This window comes from Streptomyces manipurensis, assembly GCF_049570255.1.
Lineage (GTDB): Bacteria > Actinomycetota > Actinomycetes > Streptomycetales > Streptomycetaceae > Streptomyces > Streptomyces manipurensis.
The window spans coordinates 5,100,690-5,124,420 of record NZ_CP186950.1 but is presented as its reverse complement, the minus strand read 5'-3'; the positions used below and the strand labels follow the sequence as shown (position 1 = coordinate 5,124,420).

Sequence of the window (23,731 nt, the reverse complement as noted above, 5' to 3'; positions counted from 1 at the left end):
GTAGCTTTCTTTTGTTACGGCTCTTCGGCCACCGCCGAGCGGCGGTTCCAGGCCAGCGGGGCGCGCCAGTGGTAGCGCATCGCGAGGAGCCTCAGGACGAAGGTCGTGACGATCGCCAGGGCCGTGGTGACGGCGTTCAGGGCGTCGAGTCCGATGAAGACGGCGACCATCGCGGCACCGATGACGGCCGGCACCGCGTACATCTCTCGGTCGCGCAGCAGCGAGGGCACCTCGTTGGCCAGCACGTCGCGCAGCACGCCGCCGCCGACGGCGGTGGCCAGGCCCAGGGCGGCCGACGCGGTCAGGCCGAGGCCGTACTCGTAGGCCTTGGTGGTGCCGGTCACGCAGAACAGCCCGAGGCCCGCCGCGTCGAAGACGTTGATGGCCCGGTTGATCCGCTGGACCTCGGGGTGCAGGAAGAAGACGAGGGCGGCGGCGATCAGCGGGGTGACGAAGAAGCTGAGCTCGCCGAAGGCGGCCGGGGGGACCGCGCCGATGACCAGGTCCCGGAAGAGACCGCCACCGAGGGCGGTGACCAGGGCGAGCACGGCGATGCCGAAGACGTCGAAGTTCTTGCGGACGGCGAGCAGGGCGCCCGCGGTGGCGAAGACGAAGATGCCGGCGAGATCCAGGGCATGCTGGATCCCGGGCGGGAAGAGATCGTGGAGCACCGGCCCATTGTCACCTGCCGGGGCGCCTGCGGCGGGCTTGGCGGAATCGGGGGCTCCGGCCCGGGACCGCCGGTGCCGCGCCGTTGCGGGGGCGCTGCCCCCGCGCCTCAGACGCCGGCGGGGCTGGACACGGGGCGGGCCCTCTCGGGCCCGCCCCGTTCGCGCTACGGCGTCTCGGCGCCCGGGAGCGGCTTGTCGTCCGGGGCCTGGTCCGGGGCGTTCTCCGGATGGTGGCACGCCACCTGGTGGCCCGGCTTCAGCGCCAGCAGCGGCGGCTCCGTCGTCGCGCAGATCTGCGTGGCCTTCCAGCACCGCGTGTGGAAGCGGCAGCCGCTCGGCGGCGAGATCGGGGACGGCACGTCGCCCTTGAGCAGGATGCGGCCGCTCTTCGCGCCGCGCCGCCGCGGGTCCGGCACCGGCACGGCCGACATCAGGGCCGTGGTGTAGGGGTGCATGGGCTCCCCGTACAGCGCCTTGTTGTCGGCGAGCTCGACGATCTTGCCCAGGTACATCACCGCGATGCGGTCCGAGACGTGCCGGATGACCGACAGGTCGTGCGCGATGATCACGTAGGTGAGGCCCAGCTCCTGCTGGAGGTCGTCCAGCAGGTTGACCACCTGCGCCTGGATCGACACGTCCAGCGCCGAGACGGGCTCGTCGGCGACCACCAGCTTCGGCTTCAGCGCGAGGGCCCGCGCGATGCCGATGCGCTGGCGCTGACCGCCGGAGAACTCGTGCGGATAGCGGTTGTAGTGCTCCGGGTTGAGGCCGACCAGCGACAGCAGCCGCTGGACCTCCGCCTTGAGCCCGCCCTCCGGGTTGACGTTCTGCAGCTTGAAGGGGGCGCTGACGATGGTGCCCACGGTGTGGCGGGGGTTCAGCGAGCCGTAGGGGTCCTGGAAGATCATCTGCACGTCGCGGCGCAGCGGGCGCATGCCCGCCACTCCCAGGTGCGTGATGTCCTTGCCCTCGAACTCGATGGTGCCGCCGGACGGTTCGAGCAGCCGGGTGATCAGCCGGCCCATGGTCGACTTGCCGCAGCCGGACTCCCCGACGATGCCGAGGGTCTCACCGCGCCGGACGTCGAAGTCGAGGCCGTCGACGGCCTTGACCGCACCGGCCTGGCGCCGCAGCAGTCCCTTGGTGATGGGGAAGTGCTTGGTCAGGCCGGTGACCTTGAGCAGCGGCTCGGGCGAGTCCGTGGCCTGCGCCGGAAGGGTGACGGCCGGATCCGTCTTCGTGGTGTCGGTCACAGCTTCGGCGCAATCTCTTCGGTCCAGATCCGGGTCCGCTCCTCCTGCGACATGTGGCAGGCGGACCAGTGGCGGCCGCCGTCCTGCCCCGCGCCGTCCGCCGCCGTGAGCTCGGGGCGCACCGTGCGGGTCACGTCGCCCTTGGGCACGTCGGCGTACGGGCAGCGCGGGTTGAAGGCGCAGCCGCTCGGGATGTTGATGAGGCTGGGCGGCGAGCCCTTCACCGGGATGAGGCGCTCGGTCTGCTCGCGGTCGATGCGCGGCATGGAGCCCAGCAGGCCCCAGGTGTAGGGGTGCCGCGGCTCGTAGAAGACCTTCTCGGCGGAGCCGCGCTCGACGCAACGGCCGCCGTACATCACCAGGAGCTCGTCGGCCATCTCGGCGACGACGCCGAGGTCGTGCGTGATCATGATGACCGCGGAGCCGAACTCCTTCTGCAGGTCCCGGATGAGGTCCAGGATCTGCGCCTGGACGGTGACGTCCAGGGCGGTGGTCGGCTCGTCGGCGATCAGCAGTTCGGGGTTGTTGACCAGTGCCATCGCGATCATCGCGCGCTGGCGCATGCCGCCGGAGAACTCGTGCGGGTAGCTGTCGACCCGCTTGTGCGGCTCGGGGATGCCCACCCGGTCCAGAAGCTCCACGGCCCGCGTGCGGGCGGTCTTCTTGTCGACCTTGTGGTGGACCCGGTACGCCTCGGCGATCTGCTTGCCGACGGTGAAGTACGGGTGCATCGCCGAGAGCGGGTCCTGGAAGATCATGGCGATCTCCCGGCCGCGCAGTCGGCGCACCTCGTCCTCGTCGGCGGTGAGCAGCTCCTTGCCGTCGAGCCAGATCTCGCCGGAGATCTGCGCCCGCTGCCGGCCGTACTGGCCGACGCGGTGCAGGCCCATGATGCCCAGGGAGGTGACGGACTTGCCGGACCCGGACTCGCCGACGATGCCGAGGGTCTTGCCCTTCTCCAGGGTGAAGGAGAGGCCGTCGACCGACTTGACCAGCCCGTCCTCGGTCGGGAAGTGCACCTTGAGGTCCCGGACCTCGAGGAACGCGGTGGGCGCCGCCGACCCGTCGTAGGGCTGGTTGAGGGCTGCGGTCTTGGTCGTGTCGCTCATGACAGCCTCACTCGGGGGTCGATCACCGCGTACAGGAGGTCGACGACGAGGTTCGCCGCGACCACGAAGAAGGCGGAGATCAGGGTGATGCCCAGGATGACCGGGAGGTCGTGCTCGCTGATGGCGCGGACGGCGCTGTAGCCGAGGCCGTGCAGCGAGAACGTGTACTCGGTCAGGACGGCGCCGCCCATCAGGGCGCCGAGGTCCAGGCCCAGGACGGTCAGGATCGGGGTCATCGTGGAGCGCATGGCGTGCTTGCCGATGACGACGGGTTCCGTCAGGCCCTTGGCGCGGGCGGTGCGGATGTAGTCCTCGTTGAGGACCTCGAGCATGGTCGCGCGGGTGAGGCGGGCGTACATCGCCGCGTAGAGGAAGGCCAGGGAGACCCACGGCAGGATCATGCCGTTGAACCACTTGGCCGGGTCGTCGGCGAAGGTCGCCTCGGGGCGCGAGAACCAGCCGAGCTGGTCGGAGAAGAGGGCGATGGCGAGCATGCCCGTGAAGTAGATGGGGAGCGAGACGCCGGCGAGGGCGACGCCCATGGCCGAGCGGTCCACGACCGTGCCGCGCTTGAGGGCGGAGACGACACCGGTGGCGACACCTCCGGCGACCCAGAGCACGACCGCGCCGAGGGCGAGGGAGAGGGTGACCGGGAACCAGTCGAGGAGCAGCGGCCACACCTCCTGCTCGGTCTTGAAGGAGTATCCGAAGCAGGGCGCGGCGCATTGCGTGACGTCGGTGCCGTTGGCGTACGTACGACCCGCCACCAGCCCGACGACGAACTTGCCGAACTGGACGAGGATCGGGTCGTCGAGCCCCATCTTCTGCCGGATGCCCTCGATGGCGATGGGGTCGGACTGCTTGCCGACGAAGTACAGGGCAGGGTCCGTCCCGATCAGCTTCGGGAAGAGGAAGAAGATTCCGAAGGTCACCAGCGAGATGACCAGCAGCATGACGATGACGGCGAAGATCCGTCGGATGAGGTATGCAAGCACTGCGCTCGGCCTGGCCGCGGCCCGGGGACGCCCTCTTCTGGAGGGCGCCCCCACGCCGTGGCCGCGGCCATCACCTGCCCTTCGTGCCTAGCGGGTGTGGCACTGGAACACTGGAACCGGACTGACGGACTATTACTTCATGACACCCAGGGACGCGTAGTCGTAGCGGCCGTTGTAGGCGTCGGTGGTGTAGGCGTTCGTCAGCCGGCTGCTGCGCCAGGTGATCGTCTTGTCGTAGACGAAGGGGAGGTAGACGGCGGCCTCGGAGACCTTCTCGTTCATCTTCTTGTAGATGTCGCCGGCCTTGACCGGGTCCGTCTCCGCGATGGCGTCGTCGAACAGCTTGTTGATCGCCGGGTCGTTCAGCTCGGCGTAGTTGTTGTTGCCGCTCTGCAGGATGAAGCGACCGTCGACCAGCGGCTGCGAGAAGCCCTGACCGGTCGGGAAGTCGGCGCCCCAGCCCATGATGATGATGCCGTAGTTCTTCTCCTTGACGACCTTCGGCGAACCGATGATCCCGGAGTGCTGGGCACCGTCGAACTGGTCGACGTCGGCCTCGATGCCGACCTGCTTGAGGGCGTTCTGCAGCGAGACCGCGGTGGCGACCTCGACCGGCTTGTTGTTGCGGACCGCGATGGTGGTCTTGAAGCCCGACTCCTTGCCGCAGGCCTTGAGGGCGGCCTTGGCCTTCTCCAGGTCCGGCTTGCCGTCGTTCTTCAGGACCTCGAACGGGTCGTACTTGGCGTCGGAGCCCTTGATGCCCAGCGGAAGCATGTTGGGGGCGATGTCGCCACCGGCCTGCGGGCCGCCGCGGGCGGTCTGCAGGGACTTCTTGTCGGCGGCGTAGATGACGGCCTTGCGGCACTCGATGTTGTCGAACGGCGCCACGGTCTGCGGCATCACCGCGTAGCGGATGAAGCCGGTCTGGCCGTTGTCCAGGTTGCCCTTGTGCTCCTTCAGGGCGGTGGCGCGGGCGGCCTGGCCGATGCCGGTCGCGTTGATGTCGACGTCGAACTCGCCGTTCATCAGGCGCTTGTCCATGTCGTCGGCGTTCGCCATGAACGTGACGGAGATGGTGTCGGGCAGCGCCTTGCGGATGGTGTCCGACTCGGGCTTGTAGTTCTCGTTGCGCGAGAGCTTCATGCTCTTGTTCGGCTCGTACGAGTCGATCTTGTACGGGCCGTTGGAGAAGGGCTTCAGGCCGTACTTGGCCGCGGTGTCCTTGTCCTGCTTGACCGGGCTGGCCGCCGGCATCGCCAGCATCTGCTCGAAGTCGCCGTTCGGCGCGGGGAGCTTGAAGATGATGGTCTTCGCGTCCGGGGTCTCGATCGCCTTCAGGCCGAGCTTGTCCGGGCTGGTGTCCTTGTACGGGCCGGGGTACTCGGCCTTCGGGTCCAGGACCTGCTGGATGTAGACCGGGCCGCCGGAGATGACGTCCTGGGCCCAGGTGCGCTGGATGCCGTACTTGATCTCCTGGGCGGTGACGGGCGAGCCGTCCTCCCAGGTGACGTTGTCCTTGAGGGTGTACTTGTAGGTCTTGCCGCCGTCGCTGATCTCGGCCTTGGCCGTGGCGAGGTCCGGGACCAGCTCGGTGCTCTGCTGACCGGGCGCGGGCTTGAAGCTGACCAGCTGGCGGGCGTAGTAGCGGGAGAAGTCCCACATGAAGCCGTAGTAGCCGCGCTGCGGGTCCCACGAGTCGGCGTCCTGGGTGCCGACGAACTTCAGCTCGCCGCCCTTCTTGTCCGAAGGGTTGGAGACCTTGTCGATGCCGCCGTTGAAGGTGCCGCCGGAGGCGGCCGGCTTCTCGTCGTCCTTGGCGTTGCCGCCACAGGCGGTCGCGGTCAGCATGGCCGCGAGCCCGACGGCCGTGCCGGCAGCAAGTCGTCGCTTCGACGTGCGATGGGTAGTCACGATGCTCGCAACCCTCCGTTGTAGTTCCGGTGTACGTACGGCACGAGGCCGGGTCCTGGTTTGCCCTGCGGTGGCTAGCGGGAGCCCTTCGGGTCGAGGGCGTCGCGGACGCCGTCGCCGAAGAGGTTGAAGGCCAGCACGGTGATGAAGATCGCCACGCCGGGGAAGATCATGAAGAGCGGATTGTCCTCGTAGGTCCGCACGGCCGTGGAGAGCGTCTCGCCCCAGGACGGTGTGGGCGGCTTGACGCCGACTCCGAGGAAGCTCAGGGCGGCCTCGGTCAGCACGTTGGTGGGGATCATCAGCGTCGCGTAGACGGTGATGGGCGCCACCAGGTTCGGGAGCAGTTCGCGGAAGAGGATGTAGGCCCGGCCGGCTCCGAGGCTGCGCGCGGCCTCCACGTACTCGCGCTCGCGCAGCGAGAGGGTCTGTCCGCGCACGATGCGGCCGATGTAGGGCCAGCCGAAGAATCCGATGACCAGGACCAGGACGGCGATGCGCAGACCCGAACCCTCGAACCCCCAGAGCTTGTTGGGGATGACGGAGATCAGCGCGATGATGAACAGCAGCTGCGGGAAGGCGAGCAGCAGGTCCATGACCCGGCTGATGGCCGCGTCGACCCAGCCGCCGAAGTAGCCGGCGACGATGCCGAAGAAGGTGCCCAGCGAGACCGCCACGAAGGCGGACAGGAAGGCCACCAGCAGCGAGATCCGGGCGCCGTAGACGATGCGGCTGAAGACGTCGCGCCCGTTGACGGGCTCGACGCCGAGCAGGAAGTCCCCGCTCATGCCGCCCCAGTCGCCGAGCGGCAGGCCGAGCAGCGGGTCGAGCATGTCCTCGTGCAGCTCGTCCGGCGGATGTCCGAACGCCTTGACGATCAGCGGGGCGAAGAGCGCCACGAGGATCAGCAGGAGCACGATGAAGCCGCCGGCCAGTGCGACCTTGTCGCGCTTGAGGCGCGTCCAGGCGATCTTCCAGGGGGAGCGCCCTTCGATCGCCTTCTGCGGGACTTCGGGGGCGGCCACGGCCGCGGGCTCGGCCGCGCCGGTGTCGTGCAGTGGTGCCGTCATCGTGGTGGGGACCCCTCTCGGCCGACGGTGGCCGGCCCATGCCCGCCGCTGTGGCGGCTTGGTTCAATCGGCGTCGCTGGTGGTGCGATTGGCGAGAAAATGTGCCGGAAGTGCACGTGAAGAGCTGGTGATCGGGAGTTGGACCGGCCTTCGGTGGGGGGAGTCTTCAACGCCCTCTCAACCGCCCGCCAGACCCCCCGGGGATGTGATGCGCAACCGTGATCTGTGCCTACACCTTCCGTTATCCGAACCGCCAGAGCTGTTGAGCGGTGAAAGACCACCCGTTCGTCGCGGATCGGACATCCCGCCCAACTGCCTTTTCGGACAGGGATCTTGGACGGATTCGGTGGATATGGCGAAGGCCGCACCGATGCGCGGGGTGCGGCCTTCGAGAGGGTTGCCCCACTGTGCACGGGGCATGACGAAGGCCCCCCGCCGACGGGCGGGGGGCCTTCGCGGGACGGCTCAGTACGCGGGCGCCTGGCCCTCGCGGTCGTAGAACGGGCGGGTCTGCGCGCGCAGCCACATCGCCACGGGGTCGTGCTCGTCGGCGAGCGCGACCGTGCACACCGGGACCCCCTCGGGGACGGCTCCGACCGACTGGCGCATCATCTCCCGTACGGATTCCAGCGCGGGCGCCGAGGCGTCGTAGAGGTCGAGCCCGACCGCGAGGTACGGGGAGCCCAGCGCGGGCTGCACCCAGGCGCGGCGCAGCGAGCGGACGGCCGGGGTGCGGTGCGCGTGCTGGGTCAGCAGGCCGTAGAACTGCGGCAGCTCGATGGAGGGCTCGGACAGCCGCAGCGGGCCGGCCGGCATCCGGTCCAGGCCGGTCGCGATCCGGCGCAGGTCGGCCCAGGGCACGCCGAGGCCGCCGCCCTGGGCGTGCGGGTTGAGCCACAGGCCCCAGCGGTCGGGGTAGAGGGCGCGGGCGATGTCCCGCCCGGTGACCACCTCGTAGCCCCGGTTCCAGCCACTGGCCGCCAGCTCCTGCGGGGAGGTGACGCAGGGCGCGTACCCGAGGCCGTCGACCTCCATGCCGCCGTACTGGGCGTCCGGGGAGCCCGGCTGCCCCTGCCAGAGCAGCATCCACAGCCGCCCCTCGGACAGGGCGTGCAGAAGCGACTCGTAGCTCTCGTAGCGCCCGGGGGTCACCTGGCGCATCATGTGCTCGACCTGCCCGGCCGCGGCCGTGCCTGACGCACTCACCCGGTACCCCTCCTCGTCCGCCCGTCATCCACGCGTGCTCTCCGAACCCGCGCTGGTGCGGCCGGGAGATGTAACCAGCTTAAGCGGCGCTACGCGAGGTAGAAGGGGCGTACGCGCTCACGAATCCAGTCCGTGACCGGGTCCTCGGCCGCGTCCAGGAGGATCAACTGCACCGGCCACGGCGGCTCGACGCGCGCCAGGGCCCGCCCGAGCGCCTGCATCGGGGCCTCGCGCGTCTCCGGCTCCCATCCCACCAGGCGGACACCGACGAACAGCTGCGGGGCGCCCCCCTCCACGCTGGCGAGGCAGCGGTGCGCGGCGCTGACCACTCCGGAGGCCCGGAACTCCTCGGACGCGGCCGACAGGAAGTCCACCGGGTCGTCCTGCCAGTCCGGCTCGTAGAGCCGGACGCGGCCGCCGGTGGCGGGCCCGTCGAGCGGGGTCCGCCCGGTGCGGCAGAGCTCGGCGACGGCCGCCGGCGGCAGCGGCACGCCCACGGCGCCCTCGGGGTTCACGGCGATGCCCAGCTGCGGGGGCAGGCCGCGGGCGAACTCGGCCGCGGGGGCCACCGCGAAGTCCGTGCCCGTGCCGACGCAGGCCAGGAACTGGGACTGGGAGCTGTAGACCGGCACGTAGGCCGCCCCGCCGATGTCCATGGTGGGCAGGGTCAGCCCCTCGGCCCCGCCCTGCTCGGGCCCGCCGCCCGCGGGCAGGGGCACCCAGAGCCGGCTGCGGCCGAGCACCTCCAGGATCCGGCCGCCGGCGTCGGGCTGCCCGAGGGCCGCCCCGAGCACCTGCTCCAGCTCATTCTCCGGCCAGCCGCTGCCCTGCATCCGCCCCTGCCTCTGTATGGATCCCGCGCGTGTCGCCCCGCAGGCTACCGGCCCCGGCCCGGCGCCGCCGAAGGGGCTCCGCCCGGAGCGCGCCGTCGGCCGCGGTCATCCGGGGAGGCGGTCGTGGAAGGCGATGCGGGTCACCGCGGCGGCCGAGCGGCGGTCCAGGAGCGTCACGGAGGCGCAGCCCGCCGGAGGGTGCCCCGCCTCGGCGGCGCGCAGCAGCCGCCCCACGGCGTGCCGGTGACGGGCGAAGGCGTACGCGGACACCCGGCGGCCCCGGGCGGCCTGCCCGGAGAGGGCCTCCTCGGGGCTGCTGTCCAGGAGCAGCAGGTGCAGGGCGCGGCCGCGGCGGCGGGCGGCCGCGGCGAGGAGGCCACGCACCCAGCTCTGCGTACCGCAGTCGTGGACGACCACGGAGTCCCCGGAGCGCAGGATCCGCCACAGCCCCCAGTAGTGGGCGACGCGGACCAGCGGCCGGTAGACGGCGTACGGCAGCGGGGCCGGCATCCGGTGTTCCCAGCGCTCGCGGGTGTTCTGGGAGTCCACGGCCCCGCCCTCGGGCGCGGCCCGCTCGATCAGGGTGCTCTTGCCCCCTCCGGGGAGGCCGGAGACCACGACGATGTCGCCGCGGGCGAAACCCAGCCCGCGCGGTCCGGGCACCGCCGCGCCGCGCAGGTCCCGCACGCGGCCGGCCCCGGCCGCGCCGCCGCGCCCGCGCGCGCCGCGCCGCTGCGGCGGCACCGCGTCCACGGTCCCTGTCGTCGTCGCCACTCCGAATCTCCGCACAGTGTTCGCCTTCCCCCCCGGATCGGGTCACCAGGACCCTTCCCCACCGAGTGTAAAGAGACGGTAATCCGGCATCTACGGTTCCGGACGAACCGTTCGGAGGGGCGTACGAACTTTCGGACCCCCACCCCCGATCACGGACATGCCGTGCAATGATGTGCGCCATCTGGACCAACTGCATACCGGCCGCTTGAATCCGCGCGGGAGAGTCCCGGCACGCCGCAAGGCCGTGCGCGGGCGCCGAAGGAGCAAGAACCTCCCTTGAATCTCTCAGGCCCCGTACCGCGTGGATGAGGCAGATCTGAAAAGCGAGCTGCGCGGCAGCTCCACCCAAGGTGCAAGTCGGGGAGACCGGCGATCGGACGATCGGCGGAACTCTCGGCGAACCTCTCAGGTTCCGATGACAGATGGGGAGGAACGTCCTCGTCATGTCATGTCGATGCCCTGGGACCCGGGAGCCACACCCATGAGCACTGCCCCCCGCCTGACCGCCCTCGATGCGCTGCACCGCTCGCTCGGTGCGACCATGACCGACTTCGCGGGCTGGGACATGCCGCTGCGGTACGCCAGCGAGCGCGACGAGCACAACGCCGTGCGCACCAAGGCCGGCCTCTTCGACCTGTCCCACATGGGCGAGATCACCCTGACCGGCCCGGAGGCCGTCAAGGCCCTCGACTACGCGCTGGTCGGCAACATCTCCACGGTCGGCGTCGGCCGGGCCCGCTACACGCACATCTGCCGGGAGGACGGCGGGATCGTCGACGACCTGATCGTCTACCGCCTCGGCGAGACCGAGTACATGGTCGTCGCCAACGCCTCCAACGCCCAGGTGGTCCTCGACGCCCTGACCGAGCGCGCCGCCGGCTTCGACACCGAGGTCCGCGACGACCGCGACGCCTACGCGCTGATCGCGGTCCAGGGGCCGGAGTCCCCCGGCATCCTGGCCTCCCTGACCGACGCCGACCTGGACGGCCTCAAGTACTACGCGGGCCTGCCGGGCACCGTCGCGGGCGTGCCCGCGCTGATCGCGCGTACGGGCTACACCGGCGAGGACGGCTTCGAGCTGTTCGTGGCCCCCGAGCACGCCGTGGAGCTGTGGCAGGCGCTCACCAAGGCCGGCGAGGGCGTCGGCCTGGTTCCGGCCGGCCTGTCCTGCCGCGACACCCTGCGCCTGGAAGCGGGCATGCCGCTGTACGGCCACGAGCTGACCACCTCCCTCACCCCGTTCGACGCGGGTCTGGGCCGGGTCGTGAAGTTCGAGAAGGAGGGCGACTTCGTCGGCCGCGCCGCCCTGGAGGCCGCCGCCGAGAAGGCCGCGACGAAGGCGCCGCGCAAGCTGGTCGGCCTGATCGCCGAGGGCCGCCGCGTCCCGCGCGCCGGTTTCGCCGTCACCTTCGGCGGAGAGGTCGTCGGCGAGGTCACCTCGGGAGCCCCGTCCCCGACGCTGGGCAAGCCGATCGCGATGGCCTACGTGGACGCGGAGCACGCCGCGCCCGGAACCTCCGGCGTCGGCGTCGACATTCGCGGTACGCATGAGCCGTACGAGGTCGTGGCGCTGCCGTTCTACAAGCGGCAGAAGTAACCCTCCGCGCACGACGTCCGCCGTCCGGGCAGCCGTACGGCGCCGTCTCAGTACTCAAGACCGCAGTTCACATCCACTCCCCCGCATCCAGGAGAATCAGGCCATGAGCACCCCCGAGAATCTGCGTTACACCAAGGAGCACGAGTGGCTGTCGGACGTCGTGGACGGCGTCGCGACGGTCGGCATCACGGAGTTCGCGGCCAACGCGCTCGGTGACGTCGTCTACGCGCAGCTCCCCGAGGTCGGCGACACCGTGACCGAGGGCGAGACCTGTGGCGAGCTGGAGTCGACCAAGTCGGTCTCCGACCTCTACTCCCCGGTCTCCGGCGAGATCGTCGAGGCCAACCAGGACGTCGTGGACGACCCCGCGCTCGTGAACACCGCACCGTTCGAGGGCGGCTGGCTGTTCAAGGTGCGCCTCTCGGAGGAGCCGAAGGACGTGCTGTCCTTCGAGGAGTACACCAAGCTCACCGCCGGTAACTGACCCCAGGGGACCCTGATGTCTGTACTGAACACCCCTCTCCACGAGCTCGACCCGGACGTCGCCGCCGCCGTCGACGCCGAGCTCGTGCGCCAGCAGTCCACCCTGGAGATGATCGCGTCGGAGAACTTCGCTCCGGTCGCCGTCATGGAGGCCCAGGGCTCGGTCCTGACCAACAAGTACGCCGAGGGCTACCCGGGCCGCCGCTACTACGGCGGCTGCGAGCACGTCGACGTGGTCGAGCAGATCGCGATCGACCGCATCAAGGCGCTGTTCGGCGCCGAGGCCGCGAACGTCCAGCCGCACTCCGGTGCGCAGGCGAACGCCGCCGCCATGTTCGCCCTGCTCAAGCCGGGTGACACGATCATGGGCCTGAACCTGGCCCACGGCGGTCACCTGACCCACGGCATGAAGATCAACTTCTCCGGCAAGCTCTACAACGTGGTCCCGTACCACGTGGACGAGTCCGGCCAGGTGGACATGGCCGAGGTCGAGCGCCTCGCCAAGGAGTCCAAGCCGCAGCTGATCGTCGCCGGCTGGTCCGCCTACCCGCGCCAGCTGGACTTCGCCGCCTTCCGCCGCATCGCGGACGAGGTCGGCGCGTACCTGATGGTCGACATGGCGCACTTCGCCGGCCTGGTCGCCGCGGGCCTGCACCCGAACCCGGTGCCGCACGCCCACGTCGTCACCACCACCACGCACAAGACCCTCGGCGGTCCGCGCGGCGGTGTCATCCTGTCGACGCAGGAGCTGGCCAAGAAGATCAACTCCGCGGTCTTCCCCGGTCAGCAGGGCGGCCCGCTGGAGCACGTGATCGCGGCCAAGGCCGTCTCGTTCAAGGTCGCGGCCTCGCCCGAGTTCAAGGAGCGCCAGGAGCGCACCCTGGAGGGCGCGAAGATCCTCGCCGCCCGCCTGGTCCAGGACGACGTCAAGGCCGTGGGCGTGGACGTCCTCACCGGCGGCACCGACGTGCACCTGGTCCTGGTCGACCTGCGCAACTCCGAGCTGGACGGACAGCAGGCCGAGGACCGCCTCCACGAGGTCGGCATCACGGTCAACCGCAACGCCATCCCGAACGACCCGCGGCCCCCGATGGTCACCTCGGGTCTGCGGATCGGCACGCCGGCGCTGGCCACCCGCGGTTTCGACGCCGAGGCCTTCACCGAGGTCGCCGAGATCATCGCGCAGGCGCTGAAGCCCGCCTACGACGCGGAGGCCCTGAAGGCCCGCGTCACGGCGCTCGCCGCGAAGTTCCCGCTCTACCCGTCGCTCTAGCGATGGCACGGAAGGGCCCGGCTCGTCGGTGCACGGGCCGGGCCCTTCCCCTGTCCGGACCCGCCCCGTGACCGGGCGGGCACGGTCCGTCGGGACCGCGGCCGCCACCCCGGCCCGCCAGGGGCCCGCCCCGGAGGGCCGCCCCTCCCCCCGCGCCGCGGCCCCGGGAGCCCGTGGACACCTGCCCGCCCGCCGGGCGTCATCCATCCCACCTCCTCCGGCCGCCGGGACGTTCACCGCACCGCGCTAAGCTCGTCTGTCGGACATAATCCGAACAATCCACCCCTCCCCCCTCCCACCCCACGAGCAGACAAGGGAGTCCGCCACCGTGGCCATCTCCGTCTTCGACCTCTTCTCCATCGGCATCGGCCCCTCCTCCTCCCACACGGTCGGTCCGATGCGGGCCGCGCGGATGTTCGTGACGCGGCTGAAGAAGGACGGCCTGCTGGCCCAGACCGCCTCCGTCCGCGCCGAGCTCTTCGGCTCGCTCGGGGCGACCGGCCACGGCCACGGCACCCCCAAGGCGGTCCTGCTGGGCCTGGAGGGCCACTCCCCCCGCACGGTGAACGTGGAGACCGCCGACGACGAGGTGGAGCGCATCCGCAAGAGCGGCCGCCTGCGGCTGCTCGGCGCGGAGATAGGGGACGGCCACGAGATCGCCTTCGACGAGCCGAACCAGCTGATCCTGCACCGCCGGCGCTCCCTGCCGTACCACGCGAACGGCATGACGCTCTTCGCCTACGACGCCGCGGGCACCCCGCTGCTGGAGAAGACCTACTACTCGGTCGGCGGCGGCTTCGTGGTGGACGAGGACGCGGTGGGAGAGGACCGCATCAAGCTCGACGACACGGCGCTGAAGTACCCCTTCCGCTCCGGCGACGAGATGCTGCGCCTCGCGAACGAGACCGGCCTGTCGATCTCCTCCCTGATGCTGGAGAACGAGAAGGCCTGGCGCACGGAGGAGGAGATCCGCGAGGGCCTCCTGGAGATCTGGCGCGTCATGCAGTCCTGCGTCTCGCGCGGCATGTCCCGCGAGGGCATCCTCCCCGGCGGCCTGCGGGTCAAGCGCCGCGCCGCCTCCACGGCGCGCCAGCTGCGCACCGAGGGCGACCCGATGATGCACCGCAGCGAGTGGACGACGATCTACGCGATGGCGGTCAACGAGGAGAACGCGGCCGGCGGCCGCGTCGTCACCGCCCCCACCAACGGCGCCGCGGGCGTCCTGCCGGCCGTGCTGCACTACTACATGAACTTCGTGCCGGGCGCGGACGAGGACGGCGTGGTCCGCTTCCTCCTCGCCGCGGGCGCGATCGGCATGCTGTTCAAGGAGAACGCCTCCATCTCCGGCGCCGAGGTCGGCTGCCAGGGCGAGGTGGGCTCCGCCTGCTCGATGGCGGCCGGAGCCCTCGCCGAGGTCCTCGGCGGCACCCCGGAGCAGGTGGAGAACGCGGCCGAGATCGGCATGGAGCACAACCTGGGCCTGACCTGCGACCCGGTCGGCGGCCTGGTCCAGATCCCCTGCATCGAGCGCAACGGCATGGCCGCGGTCAAGGCGGTCACCGCCGCCAAGATGGCCATGCGCGGCGACGGCTCCCACAAGGTCTCCCTCGACAAGGTCATCAAGACCATGAAGGAGACCGGCGCCGACATGAAGATCAAGTACAAGGAGACCGCCCGCGGCGGCCTCGCGGTCAACGTCATCGAGTGCTGACACCGACCGCATGACGCGGTGGGGGCCGGGCGGCGCACGCCCGGCCCCCACCGCGTTGCGCACCCCCGGAACCGCGGGCCGCGGCACGGCGTCCCAGGGAGTGCCATCAGTCCCCGTCTCCCGAGAATCGAGGGGACATCATGATCCACACACGTCTTCGGCGGTTCGTGGCTCTGGCCTCCGGCGCTCTGCTCGCCGCCGGACTCGCGTTCGCCTCACCCGCCTCGGCCTCCTCCCTCTCCTCTGCAGCCGCCGACACCACACAGGCGCAGACCCCGCTCGTCGTCAACGCCCGCTGGGGCGGGCACCCCACCTTCGACCGGATCGTCATCGACCTCCAGGGGAACTCCCCCGAGGTGACCGTCACCCCCGTCGCGCAGCTGCGCTACGACGGGTCCGGGCAGCCCGTGCCGCTGGCCGGGAAGTACTTCCTGGAGATCCGCCTCCACCCGGCCGCCGCCCACGACGACGCGGGCGCGAGCGTATACCGGGGCCCCAAGCTCCAGACGATCGGCCTCCCCAAGCTCAAGGGCCTCGCCATGACCGGGGACTACGAGGGGTACGTGACCTTCGGGGCCGCGTTCGACACCCTGCCCTACTACCGCGCCTACGCCCTGCACTCGCCGGAGCGGTTCGTCGTGGACATCGCCCGCTGAACCGCCGGACCGCTGGACCGCCGTACGCCGGTCCGGCCCGGGGCCACCCGCCCCCGGGCCGGACCGCGCGCGGTCGAGGCCCCGGCTGCCTCCGGGTGCCGTGCGCATGGGCCGGCTCGCGGTGGCTCCCGCCCAGGCGAACAGGGCCCCCGGATCGGCGTCGCCGAACGGCCGCTCCAGGCTCTGGTGCTCCCCCGCCCCGAACCCGTCCCGCGAGACGTTGAAGTTCTGGACCCTCAGCAGCTGCTCCACGGATGCCCCTCTAGCGGTGCTCGGGGTTGGGGAAGTCGAAGCGGCAGCCGGCGTCCCACAGGGAGCGCTGGTTGCCGTGCGCGGGGATGCCGCCCGCGCGCTTGAGCAGGGCGGCCAGGTGCATGAGGTTCCAGGACATGAAGGCGGTGTTGCGGTTGGTGAAGTCGTTCTCCGGGCCGCCGGACCCGGGGTCCAGGTAGGAGGGGCCGGGGCCGGCCTCGCCGATCCAGCCCGCGTCGGCCTGGGGCGGGATGGCGTAGCCGAGGTGCTGGAGGCTGTAGAGGACGTTCATGGCGCAGTGCTTCACGCCGTCCTCGTTGCCGGTGATCAGCGCGCCGCCGACCCGTCCGTAGTAGGCGTACTGGCCCTGTTCGTTCAGCAGCGAGGAGCAGGCGTAGAGCCTCTCGATCACCCGCTTCATCACGGAGCTGTTGTCGCCGAGCCAGATCGGACCGCACAGCACGAGGATGTCGGCGTCCATGATCCGGCTGTAGAGGACCGGCCACTGGTCGCTCTCCCAGCCGTGCTCGGTCATGTCCGGCCAGACGCCGGTCGCGATGTCGTGGTCGACGGCCCGGATCAGGGAGGTCCGCGTGCCGGCCGACTCCATGACGGCACGGCTCCTGTCGATCAGTCCCTCGGTGTTGCTGGTCTCGGGCGAGCGCTTGAGCGTGCAGTTCACGAAGAGGGCCGTGAGGTCGGGGTAGCGCGGCCGGCTCGCGCTGTCGTCGGCGGTCATCCCCTCAGCCTGGGCGGGGCGGCGGGGGCCCGCCAGTGGGCCGCGGCCGTACGGGGCCGGGCAGGCGGAGGTGCGCGCGGGGGCCGCTCGGGCGCAAACCTAGGATGGCGGCATGTCCCTGCCGCACGCCATCCTCACCGCCCTGCTCGAGAAGCCCTCGTCCGGGCTGGAGCTGACCCGGCGGTTCGACAAGTCGATCGGGTACTTCTGGTCGGCCACGCACCAGCAGATCTACCGCGAACTGGGCCGGCTGGAGGAGTCGGGGCTGATCCGGGCGCTCCCCAGCGAAGTGGCCGTGCGGGGGCAGAAGAAGGAGTACGAGGTGCTGCCCGCGGGCGGTGCGGAGCTGGCCCGGTGGGTCGGCGAGAGCCAGGACCCGAAGCCGATGCGCGACCCGCTGCTGCTGCGGATCAGGGCCGCGGGCGTGGTGGGGCCGCAGGGCCTCGGCCCGGAGCTGCGGCGCCACCTGGAGCTGCACCGGCGCCAGCTCGCGCAGTACCAGGCGATCGAGGCGAAGGACTTCCCGCCCGGGCGGGACGCGGTGGAGGACCGGCTGCGGCGGCTCGTCCTGCACGGCGGGATCGCCCTGGAGACCTTCTGGCTGCAGTGGCTGGAGGAGGCCCTCGACGAGGTCGGGGAGGCCTCCGCCACGGAGGACGGCGCCTAGCCGGAGCAGGCACCGGCCGCGGCCGTGCGCGCGCCCCCGGACCCGGGGGTCGGGGGCGCGGGCAGGGGGTGCTACTTGTTCAGGGAGGCCCAGAACTCGTCGAAGCTGAGCAGGCCGTCGTGGTTGGCGTCCTTGGAGGCGACGACGGAGTCCGCGACGGCGGGGCTCACGTGGGCGTCGCCCATGGCGCGCATCGCGGCGCTGTACTCGTCGGCCGTGATGAAGCCGTCACCGTTCACGTCGAACCTGTCGAACGTCGCCCGTGCGCTCTCGATGTCCGCCACTGGGTCCACCCCTTCTTGGTGCTTGTTGACCGGCTCAGGGTAGCGGCACCCGGGGCGGGCGGAGCCCCCGGGTGCCGGAAGGGACCGGGCAGGGCCGGCGGGGCGCCCCTAGCGGAAGATCCCCGTGTGTCCGAGCGAGTACCGGCCGGGCTGCGGGTAGACGGCGAGGCCGTGCGGGCCGCCGCCCACCGGGATCCGGGCGAGCTGCTTGCCGGTGGTGGTGTCGATGGCGTACACCTCTCCGTCGTAGCGGCCGGACAGCCACAGCACCTTGCCGTCGGCGGAGACGCCGCCCATGTCGGGGCTGCCGCCGTCGGGGAGGGTCCACTTCTTGGTGAGCTTCTTCTGCGGGAAGTTGTAGACCGAGACGGTGCCCTCGCCGCGGTTGGAGACGTACATCTCCTTGGAGTCGCGGCTCACGTAGAGGCCGTGGCAGCCCTTCCCGGTGGGCAGCAGCTTGGGCGTCTCGAAGCTGTCCCCGCTGAGCACCCACATGCCGTGCGCCATCATGTCCGCGACGTAGAAGGTCTTGCCGTCCGGGGAGACCTTCACGTCCTGCGGCATCGCGCCCTCGAAGGGCAGCTTCTGCTGGCCGACGACCTCCATCCGCTCGGTGTCGACCTTGAGGAGCTCGCCGGAGAACTCGCAGCTCACGATGAAGTAGCGGCCGTCGGCGGAGAAGTCCGCGTGGTTGACGCCGAAGCAGGAGACGGGGACGGTCTTGACCCGGTCCATGGTGTGCGGGTCGCGGAAGACCAGCTCCTTGTCGAGGGAGGCCATGACGATCGCGTACTTGCCGTTGGGCGTGAAGTACAGGTTGTACGGGTCGTGCACCTCGACGGGCTTGCCGGCCTCGCCGGTGGCCGGGTTGATCGGGGTGAGGGTGTGGCCGCGGTTGTTGTTGACCCACAGGGTCTTGAGGTCCCAGGAGGGGACCACGTGCTGGGGCTGGACGCCGACCGGGATGGTGTCGATGACCTGGTAGGTCGCCGGGTCGATGACGGACACCGTGTTGGAGTTGGTGTTCGGCACGTAGACCCGGGAGGGGAAGTCCTTGACCACCGGGGAGAGTTTGCCTGGCCGATCCGCCGCGTAGACGTCGTTCGGGTCGAGGAGCGGCGGCATGCCAGGCAGTCCGGGCGGCGCGACGGGCGCGGCCTTGACGGGTTTGGCCGGGCCCTTGGACCCGACGGCCCCGGCGGGCCCCTCGGACGATCCGCAGCCGGCCAGGGCGGCGAGGACCAGGCCGGCCAGCAGCACGCCGGCGTTGCGGTGGAGGCGGGTGGTCGTCATGGCGTCAGCAGCTCCGTGGTGGTCACCGCGCGCAGGTCGCGGCGCGCGAGTTCTTCGAGGAGGGAGGGCATCGCGTCGACCGTGTCCGCGTAGCCGAAGTGCAGGCTCACCACGGATCCGGGGCGGATCGTCCCGGTGACGTTGCGGGTGACGGCCGCGGCACCGGGCGAGGTGAAGTCGAGGGAGTCCACGTCGTACGACAGGACGTGCGGGTAGCCGGCCCGCTGGGCCAGCCTCCGCACGAGCGGTGTCGCGTACTGCGTCTGGGAGGGCCGGAACCAGGTGCCGATGGAGCCGGTGAGCCGTTTGAGCCGCTGGGCGCATCCGGTGATCTCGGCGAGGGCCTCCGGCTCGGGCATGTCGTTCACCGCGAGGTGGTGCTGGGTGTGGTTGCCGAGTTCGTGGCCGCCGTCGAGGATCCGGCGGGCCATGTCCGGGTGGGCGTCGAGCCAGCTGCCGATCGCCAGGACGGTGACCCGCGCGCCGCCCTTCTCCGCCGCGGCCAGCACCGCGCGGGCGACGGCGGGGTCTCCGTTGCCATGGAAGGTGAGGGCGACCCGGGGACGGTCTCGGGGGCCGTGGGCGATCTCGACGGGCCGCCCGGGGAACCGGCGCGGCGCCGCGGCCGGGGCCGCCCGTGCGGGCCGGGCCGGGCGCGCCGGTCCGGGGGGCGGGGAGGAGGGGGCGGTGGGACCGGCGGAGGGGCTGCCCGGTCCGCAGCCGCTGGTGAGGCCGGCCACCGCGGCGCCCGCCGCGCCGAGACCGGCCGCGCGCAGGGCCGCGCGGCGGCCTGGATGTGAGAGCACCTGCCCATTTAAGGGGTCGATCGACCGGAAGGTAACGATTGACCCAATTCGAGGCGATCACCGAAGAGGGCCAACCGGGGGGCGCCATCGTCATGTGATCAACGATTTACTCAGAGCAGTCGATAGTTATTCATGGATTGCGAGGTGAGTGGCCCACCTCACCTAGGATTTAGCTAGAAAGTCTTACTATTTGCACACTTATGCCCGAGTAGGGACTTTTGGCGTTCCGGCGCTCGTCTGCCATAGTCGGAACCACGACTTCCCCATTGACCCGAGCGAAGTCCACACGCCGAGGATCACACCCCCTCAGATCCTCGGCGCACCCATGAAGCCCCCCACCGCCCAACCGGCGCCCGGGGGCTTCAGGCGTTCTGGCGGTCGGCGACCCGCATCTCGAACCAGGCGATCTTCCCGCGCGGCAGCAGGTCCGCGCCCCAGCGGTCGGACAGCTTGTCCACGAGGAAGAGGCCGCGGCCCGTGGTGTCCAGCTCGTGCACCGGCATCAGGCAGGGCAGGCCGCGCGAGGGGTCGCGCACCTCCACCCGGATCCAGCCCCGGCGCCGCAGCATGCGCAGGCCGAAGGAGCGGGCGCCGGTGTGACGGACGGCGTTGCCGACGAGCTCCGAGACCAGCAGGACGGTGTGCTCGGCCGTCTGCGGGGAGAGCCCCCAGAGCCGGATCACCACGCACTGGGTGAGCCGGCGCGCCGTGCCCGCCGATTCCGGCATGGACGGCAGCGTCACCTCCGCCTCGGCCGGGTTCCCGTACAACTCCATGGCCTTGAGGCCCTGTTCGTCCTCGACCGCCGCAGTGAGCCGTACCGCCGAAGCACCGCCGCGCTGCCGCGGCTGTTCCACACCCTCCAGGCCCGCCATGCACCCATCATGGACGGCCCGCCCGCCCCTCCGGGCCGTTCCCCGCGAATACGCCCCCCGGACACGACGGCCCCCCGGGGGCTCACCGGGCGCCCCCGGGGGCCTTCCGGAGGGCCTCGCACCGGCCCTGAACTGCGGTGACACAGCGCAGGGAGATGATCACACCGAGTGGATCACCTCCCGCGCTTAAGGCTGCCTTAAGGCCTGGCTAATCCACCCCCAGGGAGGACCGCCCGGCCGGCGCTCAGACGAACTTCGCCTTGCCGGGGCCCTCTTCGACGAAGCTGCGCATGCCGCGCTCACGGTCCTCGGTGGCGAACAGGCCCGCGAACCAGTTGCGTTCGATCGTCAGACCGGTGTCGATGTCGGCCTCCAGGCCCGCGTCGACGCACTCCTTGGCAGCGCGCAGCGCGATGGCCGGGCCCTGGGCCAGTTTCGCCGCCCAGGCGTGCGCCTGCTCGTAGACCTCGGCCGCGGGCACCACCCGGTCCACCAGGCCGAGCGTGAACGCCTCGTCCGCCTTCACCATGCGGCCGGTGAAGATGAGGTCCTTGGCCCGGGACGGCCCGACCAGCCGGGACAGCCGCTGGGTGCCGCCGGCGCCGGGGATGAGGCCGAGCAGGATCTCGGGCTGGCCGAACTTCGCGTTGTCGGCGGCGATCCGGTAGTCGGCGCAGAGCGCGAGCTCGCAACCGCCGCCCAGCGCATAGCCGGTGATCGCCGCGACGACGGGCTTGGGGATGCGGGCGACGGCCGTGAAGGCGTCCTGGAGACCGCGGGACCGGGCGACCATCGCCGCGTGGTCCATCGTCTGCATCTCCTTGATGTCCGCGCCCGCCGCGAACACCTTCTCACCGCCGTAGAGGACGACCGCGCGGACGTCGGCCCGGTCGGTCGCCTCCACCGCGAGCTCGCACAGCCGGTCCTGGGTGGCGACGTCCAGGGCGTTCATGGGCGGCCGGTCCAGGCGGATGGTGCCGACACCTTCGGAGACTTCGAGAGAGATGGTCATACGGGTCAGGTTAGCGCCGGTTAACGCGGAGCGGCCCGGTGCCGTGGGTCACAGCACCGGACCGCTCCGGCCGTTCTCGACACTCCGCGCCGTTACTTGATCCACTCCGCCCACGGCATGTTCCAGCCGTTGAGACCGTTGTCGGGGGCGATCTGCTTGTCCTTGGAGTTCTTCACGACGACCACGTCACCGATGAGTGACTCGTTGAAGAACCAGGCCGCGGGGGCGTTGGGGTCGCCGCCGCCGCGCTGGTCGCGCAGGCCCACGCAGCCGTGGCTGACGTTGGCCGAACCGAAGGTGCCCGCGGAGGCCCAGTAGTTGCCGTGGACGAACGTGCCGGACTGCGACAGGCGCATGGCGTGCGGGACGTCGGCGATGTCGTACTCGCCGCCGAAGCCGACGGTCGCGCCGTTCATCCGCGTGACCTCGTACTTCTCGCTGATGACCATCTGTCCGTTGTACGTGGTCGTCGAGGGGGCGCCGGCGGTGATCGGGACGGTCTTGAGGACCTGGCCGTCGCGCACGACCTGCATCTGCTTCTCGCTCGCGTCGACCGTGGAGACCTGGGAGCGGCCGATGGTGAAGTTGACCGTGCGGGTCTGCTTGCCGTGGACGCCGGGGCGGCCCTCGACGCCGTCCAGCGCCAGCTTCACGGTGACCTTGGTGCCGGCCGCCCAGTAGTTCTCGGGGCGGAAGTCGAGGCGGTCGTTGCCGAACCAGTGGCCCTCGATCGGCACAGCCGGCTCCGCCGTGACGGTGATGGCCTTCTCGACGGCCTCGGGGTTGGTGATGCCCCGGCTGAAGTTGATGGAGACCGGCATGCCGACGCCGACGGTGGAGCCGTCCTCGGGCGTGTAGTGGCCGATGAAGGTGTTGGTCGGGGTGAGGGTGGTGAAGCTGGTGTCCTTCGCGGACTCGCGGCCGGCGTCGTCCTTGGCGACCGCGTGCACCTTGTACTCGGTGGCCGAGGCGAGGTGACGGGCGGGCTCCCAGCTGGAGCCGTCGTCGGCGAGCTTGCCCTCGACCGCGTTGCCCTTGGTGTCGGCGACGGTCACCGTGGTGAGCTTGCCGCCGGTGCTCGTGATCTTCAGGATGCCGCTGGTGGCGACCTCCTTGGCCCCGTCGTCCGGCTTGACGCTGACGACGGCCTTGGACGCCTCGGTGCCGGTCTTGCCACCGCCACCGGCGTTGTCCGCGCCGCCGCTGCCGTTGCCGCCACCACCGCCGCCACCGCTGCACGCCGTGGTGAACAGCAGGGCCGCCCCCAGCAGGAGGGCCGGCAGGCCCGTGCGGGCGCGGCCGCGTATCGGCTGCAGGTTCACTCGTGTTCTCCCCATGTCCCCCGCGCGCGGACAGTGCGCGCATGTCGACAGGTAATCACACGGGAGGATCACGACGAGCCACGGTCTTGTCACCGTTCCGTCCCAACTGCCGGGGAGGAGTGGAACGGCTCCGGCACGGGCGCTGACCTCGGCGCCCGCCGCGGCCCGGACCGTGCGCGGGGCTCAGTCCTCGGTGCCGGGCCTGGTGCCCCAGACGTAGACGGCGTCGCCCTCCGTGAGCAGTTCCCAGAGGCGGGCCGCGTCCGCCTCGGCAAGGTTGACGCAGCCGGCCGAACCGCCGTTCCCGTAGAGGCTGTCGGGCGTGCCGTGCAGGGCCTGGCCGCCGTCGAAGAACTGGGCGTACGGCATCGGGGACCCGTACAGCGTGGACACGTGGTCCTTGCTGCGCCAGTACACCTCGTGCCAGCCGGGGCGGGTCTCCTGGAAGTCGCGGCCGGTGCGGATCGGCACGGGCGGGAAGAGGATCCGGCTGCCCCGCTGCACCCACAGCAGCTGCCGGTCCATGTCGACGCAGGTGACCCGGTGCTCGCGAACGGGGCAGTCGCCCGCTGCGTTGGGGGCGGGGCGCGCGGTCACGACGAGGACGGTGCGGTGGGTGGCCGCGTCCGGGTATCCGTCGGCGGGCGTGATCCCGTTCTCCCGCTGGAAGGCGCGGACCGCCTCGCAGTCCTGCACCGACTGCACCCCGTCGACCGGGCGGCCGAGGTGCTCCTCCAGCTCCCGCTGGTAGGGGCCGGTTCCGGCCGTGCACGGGCTCTCCGGCTCCGGCGCGGCCGCCGCCGCACCGGGAGCGTACGGGCCTGCCAGCGCGAGCAGCACCCCGGCGGCCGCGACGGCCGCCCCGGTGCGGCCCGCCGTGCGGGGTGCGGCCATCGGGGCCTCCTGCGGTCCGGGCGCGGTACGGTCCCGACCAGCCAA

23 protein-coding genes, 1 pseudogene and 1 riboswitch are annotated in these 23,731 nt (G+C 71.1%); of the genes and pseudogenes, 6 read left to right on the top strand and 18 right to left on the bottom strand.

Annotated features, from left to right (window positions below):
- Positions 1 to 14 precede the first annotated feature (14 nt).
- The 9 genes from ACPU2J_RS23820 to ACPU2J_RS23780 form a co-directional block, all read right to left on the bottom strand.
- Complete coding sequence (locus ACPU2J_RS23820; RefSeq protein WP_360873945.1) at positions 15 to 671, bottom strand: trimeric intracellular cation channel family protein; 657 nt, start codon at positions 669 to 671, stop codon at positions 15 to 17.
- 164 nt (positions 672 to 835) lie between these two features.
- Positions 836 to 1,924 (bottom strand): ABC transporter ATP-binding protein, encoded by a 1,089-nt coding sequence (locus ACPU2J_RS23815; RefSeq protein WP_423833954.1) that lies wholly within the window; start codon positions 1,922 to 1,924, stop codon positions 836 to 838.
- Positions 1,921 to 3,033, bottom strand: coding sequence for an ABC transporter ATP-binding protein (locus ACPU2J_RS23810; protein WP_365079990.1), 1,113 nt, complete (start codon positions 3,031 to 3,033; stop codon positions 1,921 to 1,923). The genes ACPU2J_RS23815 and ACPU2J_RS23810 overlap by 4 nt, the downstream gene beginning before the upstream one ends.
- The gene (locus ACPU2J_RS23805; protein ID WP_361594983.1) at positions 3,030 to 4,028 is read right to left on the bottom strand and encodes an ABC transporter permease; all 999 of its coding nucleotides are present in this window, start codon (positions 4,026 to 4,028) and stop codon (positions 3,030 to 3,032) included. Before ACPU2J_RS23805 ends, ACPU2J_RS23810 begins: the two co-directional genes overlap by 4 nt.
- Positions 4,029 to 4,160: 132 nt before the next feature.
- A complete protein-coding gene (locus ACPU2J_RS23800; RefSeq protein WP_423833953.1) occupies positions 4,161 to 5,939 on the bottom strand; it encodes an ABC transporter substrate-binding protein in 1,779 nt (592 codons plus the stop codon).
- A gap of 74 nt (positions 5,940 to 6,013) precedes the next feature.
- Complete coding sequence (locus ACPU2J_RS23795) at positions 6,014 to 7,009, bottom strand: ABC transporter permease (protein WP_361594987.1); 996 nt, start codon at positions 7,007 to 7,009, stop codon at positions 6,014 to 6,016.
- Between the two features lie 465 nt (positions 7,010 to 7,474).
- Complete coding sequence (locus ACPU2J_RS23790; protein WP_030826595.1) at positions 7,475 to 8,215, bottom strand: enhanced serine sensitivity protein SseB C-terminal domain-containing protein; 741 nt, start codon at positions 8,213 to 8,215, stop codon at positions 7,475 to 7,477.
- Positions 8,216 to 8,304: 89 nt separating this feature from the next.
- Positions 8,305 to 9,048 (bottom strand): enhanced serine sensitivity protein SseB, encoded by a 744-nt coding sequence (locus tag ACPU2J_RS23785; protein ID WP_420079534.1) that lies wholly within the window; start codon positions 9,046 to 9,048, stop codon positions 8,305 to 8,307.
- Positions 9,049 to 9,153: 105 nt separating this feature from the next.
- The gene (locus ACPU2J_RS23780; RefSeq protein WP_391341691.1) at positions 9,154 to 9,822 is read right to left on the bottom strand and encodes an AAA family ATPase; all 669 of its coding nucleotides are present in this window, start codon (positions 9,820 to 9,822) and stop codon (positions 9,154 to 9,156) included.
- A gap of 206 nt (positions 9,823 to 10,028) precedes the next feature.
- A riboswitch (glycine riboswitch) is annotated at positions 10,029 to 10,132 on the top strand.
- A gap of 171 nt (positions 10,133 to 10,303) precedes the next feature.
- Between ACPU2J_RS23780 and gcvT the strand changes: the two genes are divergently transcribed.
- From gcvT to ACPU2J_RS23755, 5 genes are all read left to right on the top strand, one after another.
- A complete protein-coding gene (gene gcvT, locus ACPU2J_RS23775; RefSeq protein ID WP_361594991.1) occupies positions 10,304 to 11,419 on the top strand; it encodes a glycine cleavage system aminomethyltransferase GcvT in 1,116 nt (371 codons plus the stop codon).
- A gap of 103 nt (positions 11,420 to 11,522) precedes the next feature.
- Positions 11,523 to 11,903 carry a glycine cleavage system protein GcvH gene (gene gcvH, locus ACPU2J_RS23770; protein ID WP_361594993.1) on the top strand — a complete coding sequence of 127 codons (381 nt, stop codon included), beginning with the start codon at positions 11,523 to 11,525 and terminating at the stop codon, positions 11,901 to 11,903.
- A gap of 15 nt (positions 11,904 to 11,918) precedes the next feature.
- Positions 11,919 to 13,175, top strand: a complete 1,257-nt coding sequence (glyA, locus tag ACPU2J_RS23765; protein ID WP_361594995.1) for a serine hydroxymethyltransferase — start codon at positions 11,919 to 11,921, stop codon at positions 13,173 to 13,175.
- Positions 13,176 to 13,503: 328 nt separating this feature from the next.
- Positions 13,504 to 14,886 carry an L-serine ammonia-lyase gene (locus ACPU2J_RS23760; RefSeq protein ID WP_361594997.1) on the top strand — a complete coding sequence of 461 codons (1,383 nt, stop codon included), beginning with the start codon at positions 13,504 to 13,506 and terminating at the stop codon, positions 14,884 to 14,886.
- 143 nt (positions 14,887 to 15,029) lie between these two features.
- A complete protein-coding gene (locus tag ACPU2J_RS23755; protein ID WP_423835001.1) occupies positions 15,030 to 15,542 on the top strand; it encodes an AMIN-like domain-containing (lipo)protein in 513 nt (170 codons plus the stop codon).
- 72 nt (positions 15,543 to 15,614) lie between these two features.
- Here the strand turns inward: ACPU2J_RS23755 and ACPU2J_RS23750 are convergent.
- Positions 15,615 to 15,794: pseudogene (locus tag ACPU2J_RS23750) on the bottom strand (dihydrofolate reductase family protein); the annotation flags it as partial.
- 10 nt (positions 15,795 to 15,804) lie between these two features.
- The gene (locus ACPU2J_RS23745; protein ID WP_365080007.1) at positions 15,805 to 16,533 is read right to left on the bottom strand and encodes a flavodoxin family protein; all 729 of its coding nucleotides are present in this window, start codon (positions 16,531 to 16,533) and stop codon (positions 15,805 to 15,807) included.
- 112 nt (positions 16,534 to 16,645) lie between these two features.
- Here ACPU2J_RS23745 and ACPU2J_RS23740 point away from each other — a divergent pair, with 112 nt between their 5' ends.
- Entirely contained in the window at positions 16,646 to 17,200 is a 555-nt protein-coding gene (locus ACPU2J_RS23740) for a PadR family transcriptional regulator (RefSeq protein ID WP_423833952.1), read from the top strand.
- Positions 17,201 to 17,271: 71 nt separating this feature from the next.
- Here ACPU2J_RS23740 and ACPU2J_RS23735 read toward each other — a convergent pair whose 3' ends face one another.
- From ACPU2J_RS23735 to ACPU2J_RS23705, 7 genes are all read right to left on the bottom strand, one after another.
- The gene (locus ACPU2J_RS23735) at positions 17,272 to 17,484 is read right to left on the bottom strand and encodes an EF-hand domain-containing protein (RefSeq protein ID WP_361595005.1); all 213 of its coding nucleotides are present in this window, start codon (positions 17,482 to 17,484) and stop codon (positions 17,272 to 17,274) included.
- A gap of 108 nt (positions 17,485 to 17,592) precedes the next feature.
- Entirely contained in the window at positions 17,593 to 18,777 is a 1,185-nt protein-coding gene (locus ACPU2J_RS23730; RefSeq protein WP_423833951.1) for a YncE family protein, read from the bottom strand.
- Entirely contained in the window at positions 18,774 to 19,583 is an 810-nt protein-coding gene (locus tag ACPU2J_RS23725) for a polysaccharide deacetylase family protein (RefSeq protein WP_420079536.1), read from the bottom strand. The genes ACPU2J_RS23730 and ACPU2J_RS23725 overlap by 4 nt, the downstream gene beginning before the upstream one ends.
- A 362-nt stretch (positions 19,584 to 19,945) precedes the next feature.
- Positions 19,946 to 20,458, bottom strand: coding sequence for an ATP-binding protein (locus tag ACPU2J_RS23720; RefSeq protein ID WP_423833950.1), 513 nt, complete (start codon positions 20,456 to 20,458; stop codon positions 19,946 to 19,948).
- Positions 20,459 to 20,702: 244 nt separating this feature from the next.
- Positions 20,703 to 21,470 (bottom strand): enoyl-CoA hydratase/isomerase family protein, encoded by a 768-nt coding sequence (locus ACPU2J_RS23715; protein ID WP_423833949.1) that lies wholly within the window; start codon positions 21,468 to 21,470, stop codon positions 20,703 to 20,705.
- Between the two features lie 92 nt (positions 21,471 to 21,562).
- A complete protein-coding gene (locus ACPU2J_RS23710; protein ID WP_420079538.1) occupies positions 21,563 to 22,807 on the bottom strand; it encodes a L,D-transpeptidase in 1,245 nt (414 codons plus the stop codon).
- A gap of 168 nt (positions 22,808 to 22,975) precedes the next feature.
- The gene (locus tag ACPU2J_RS23705; protein WP_361595015.1) at positions 22,976 to 23,686 is read right to left on the bottom strand and encodes a L,D-transpeptidase family protein; all 711 of its coding nucleotides are present in this window, start codon (positions 23,684 to 23,686) and stop codon (positions 22,976 to 22,978) included.
- Positions 23,687 to 23,731 lie beyond the last annotated feature (45 nt).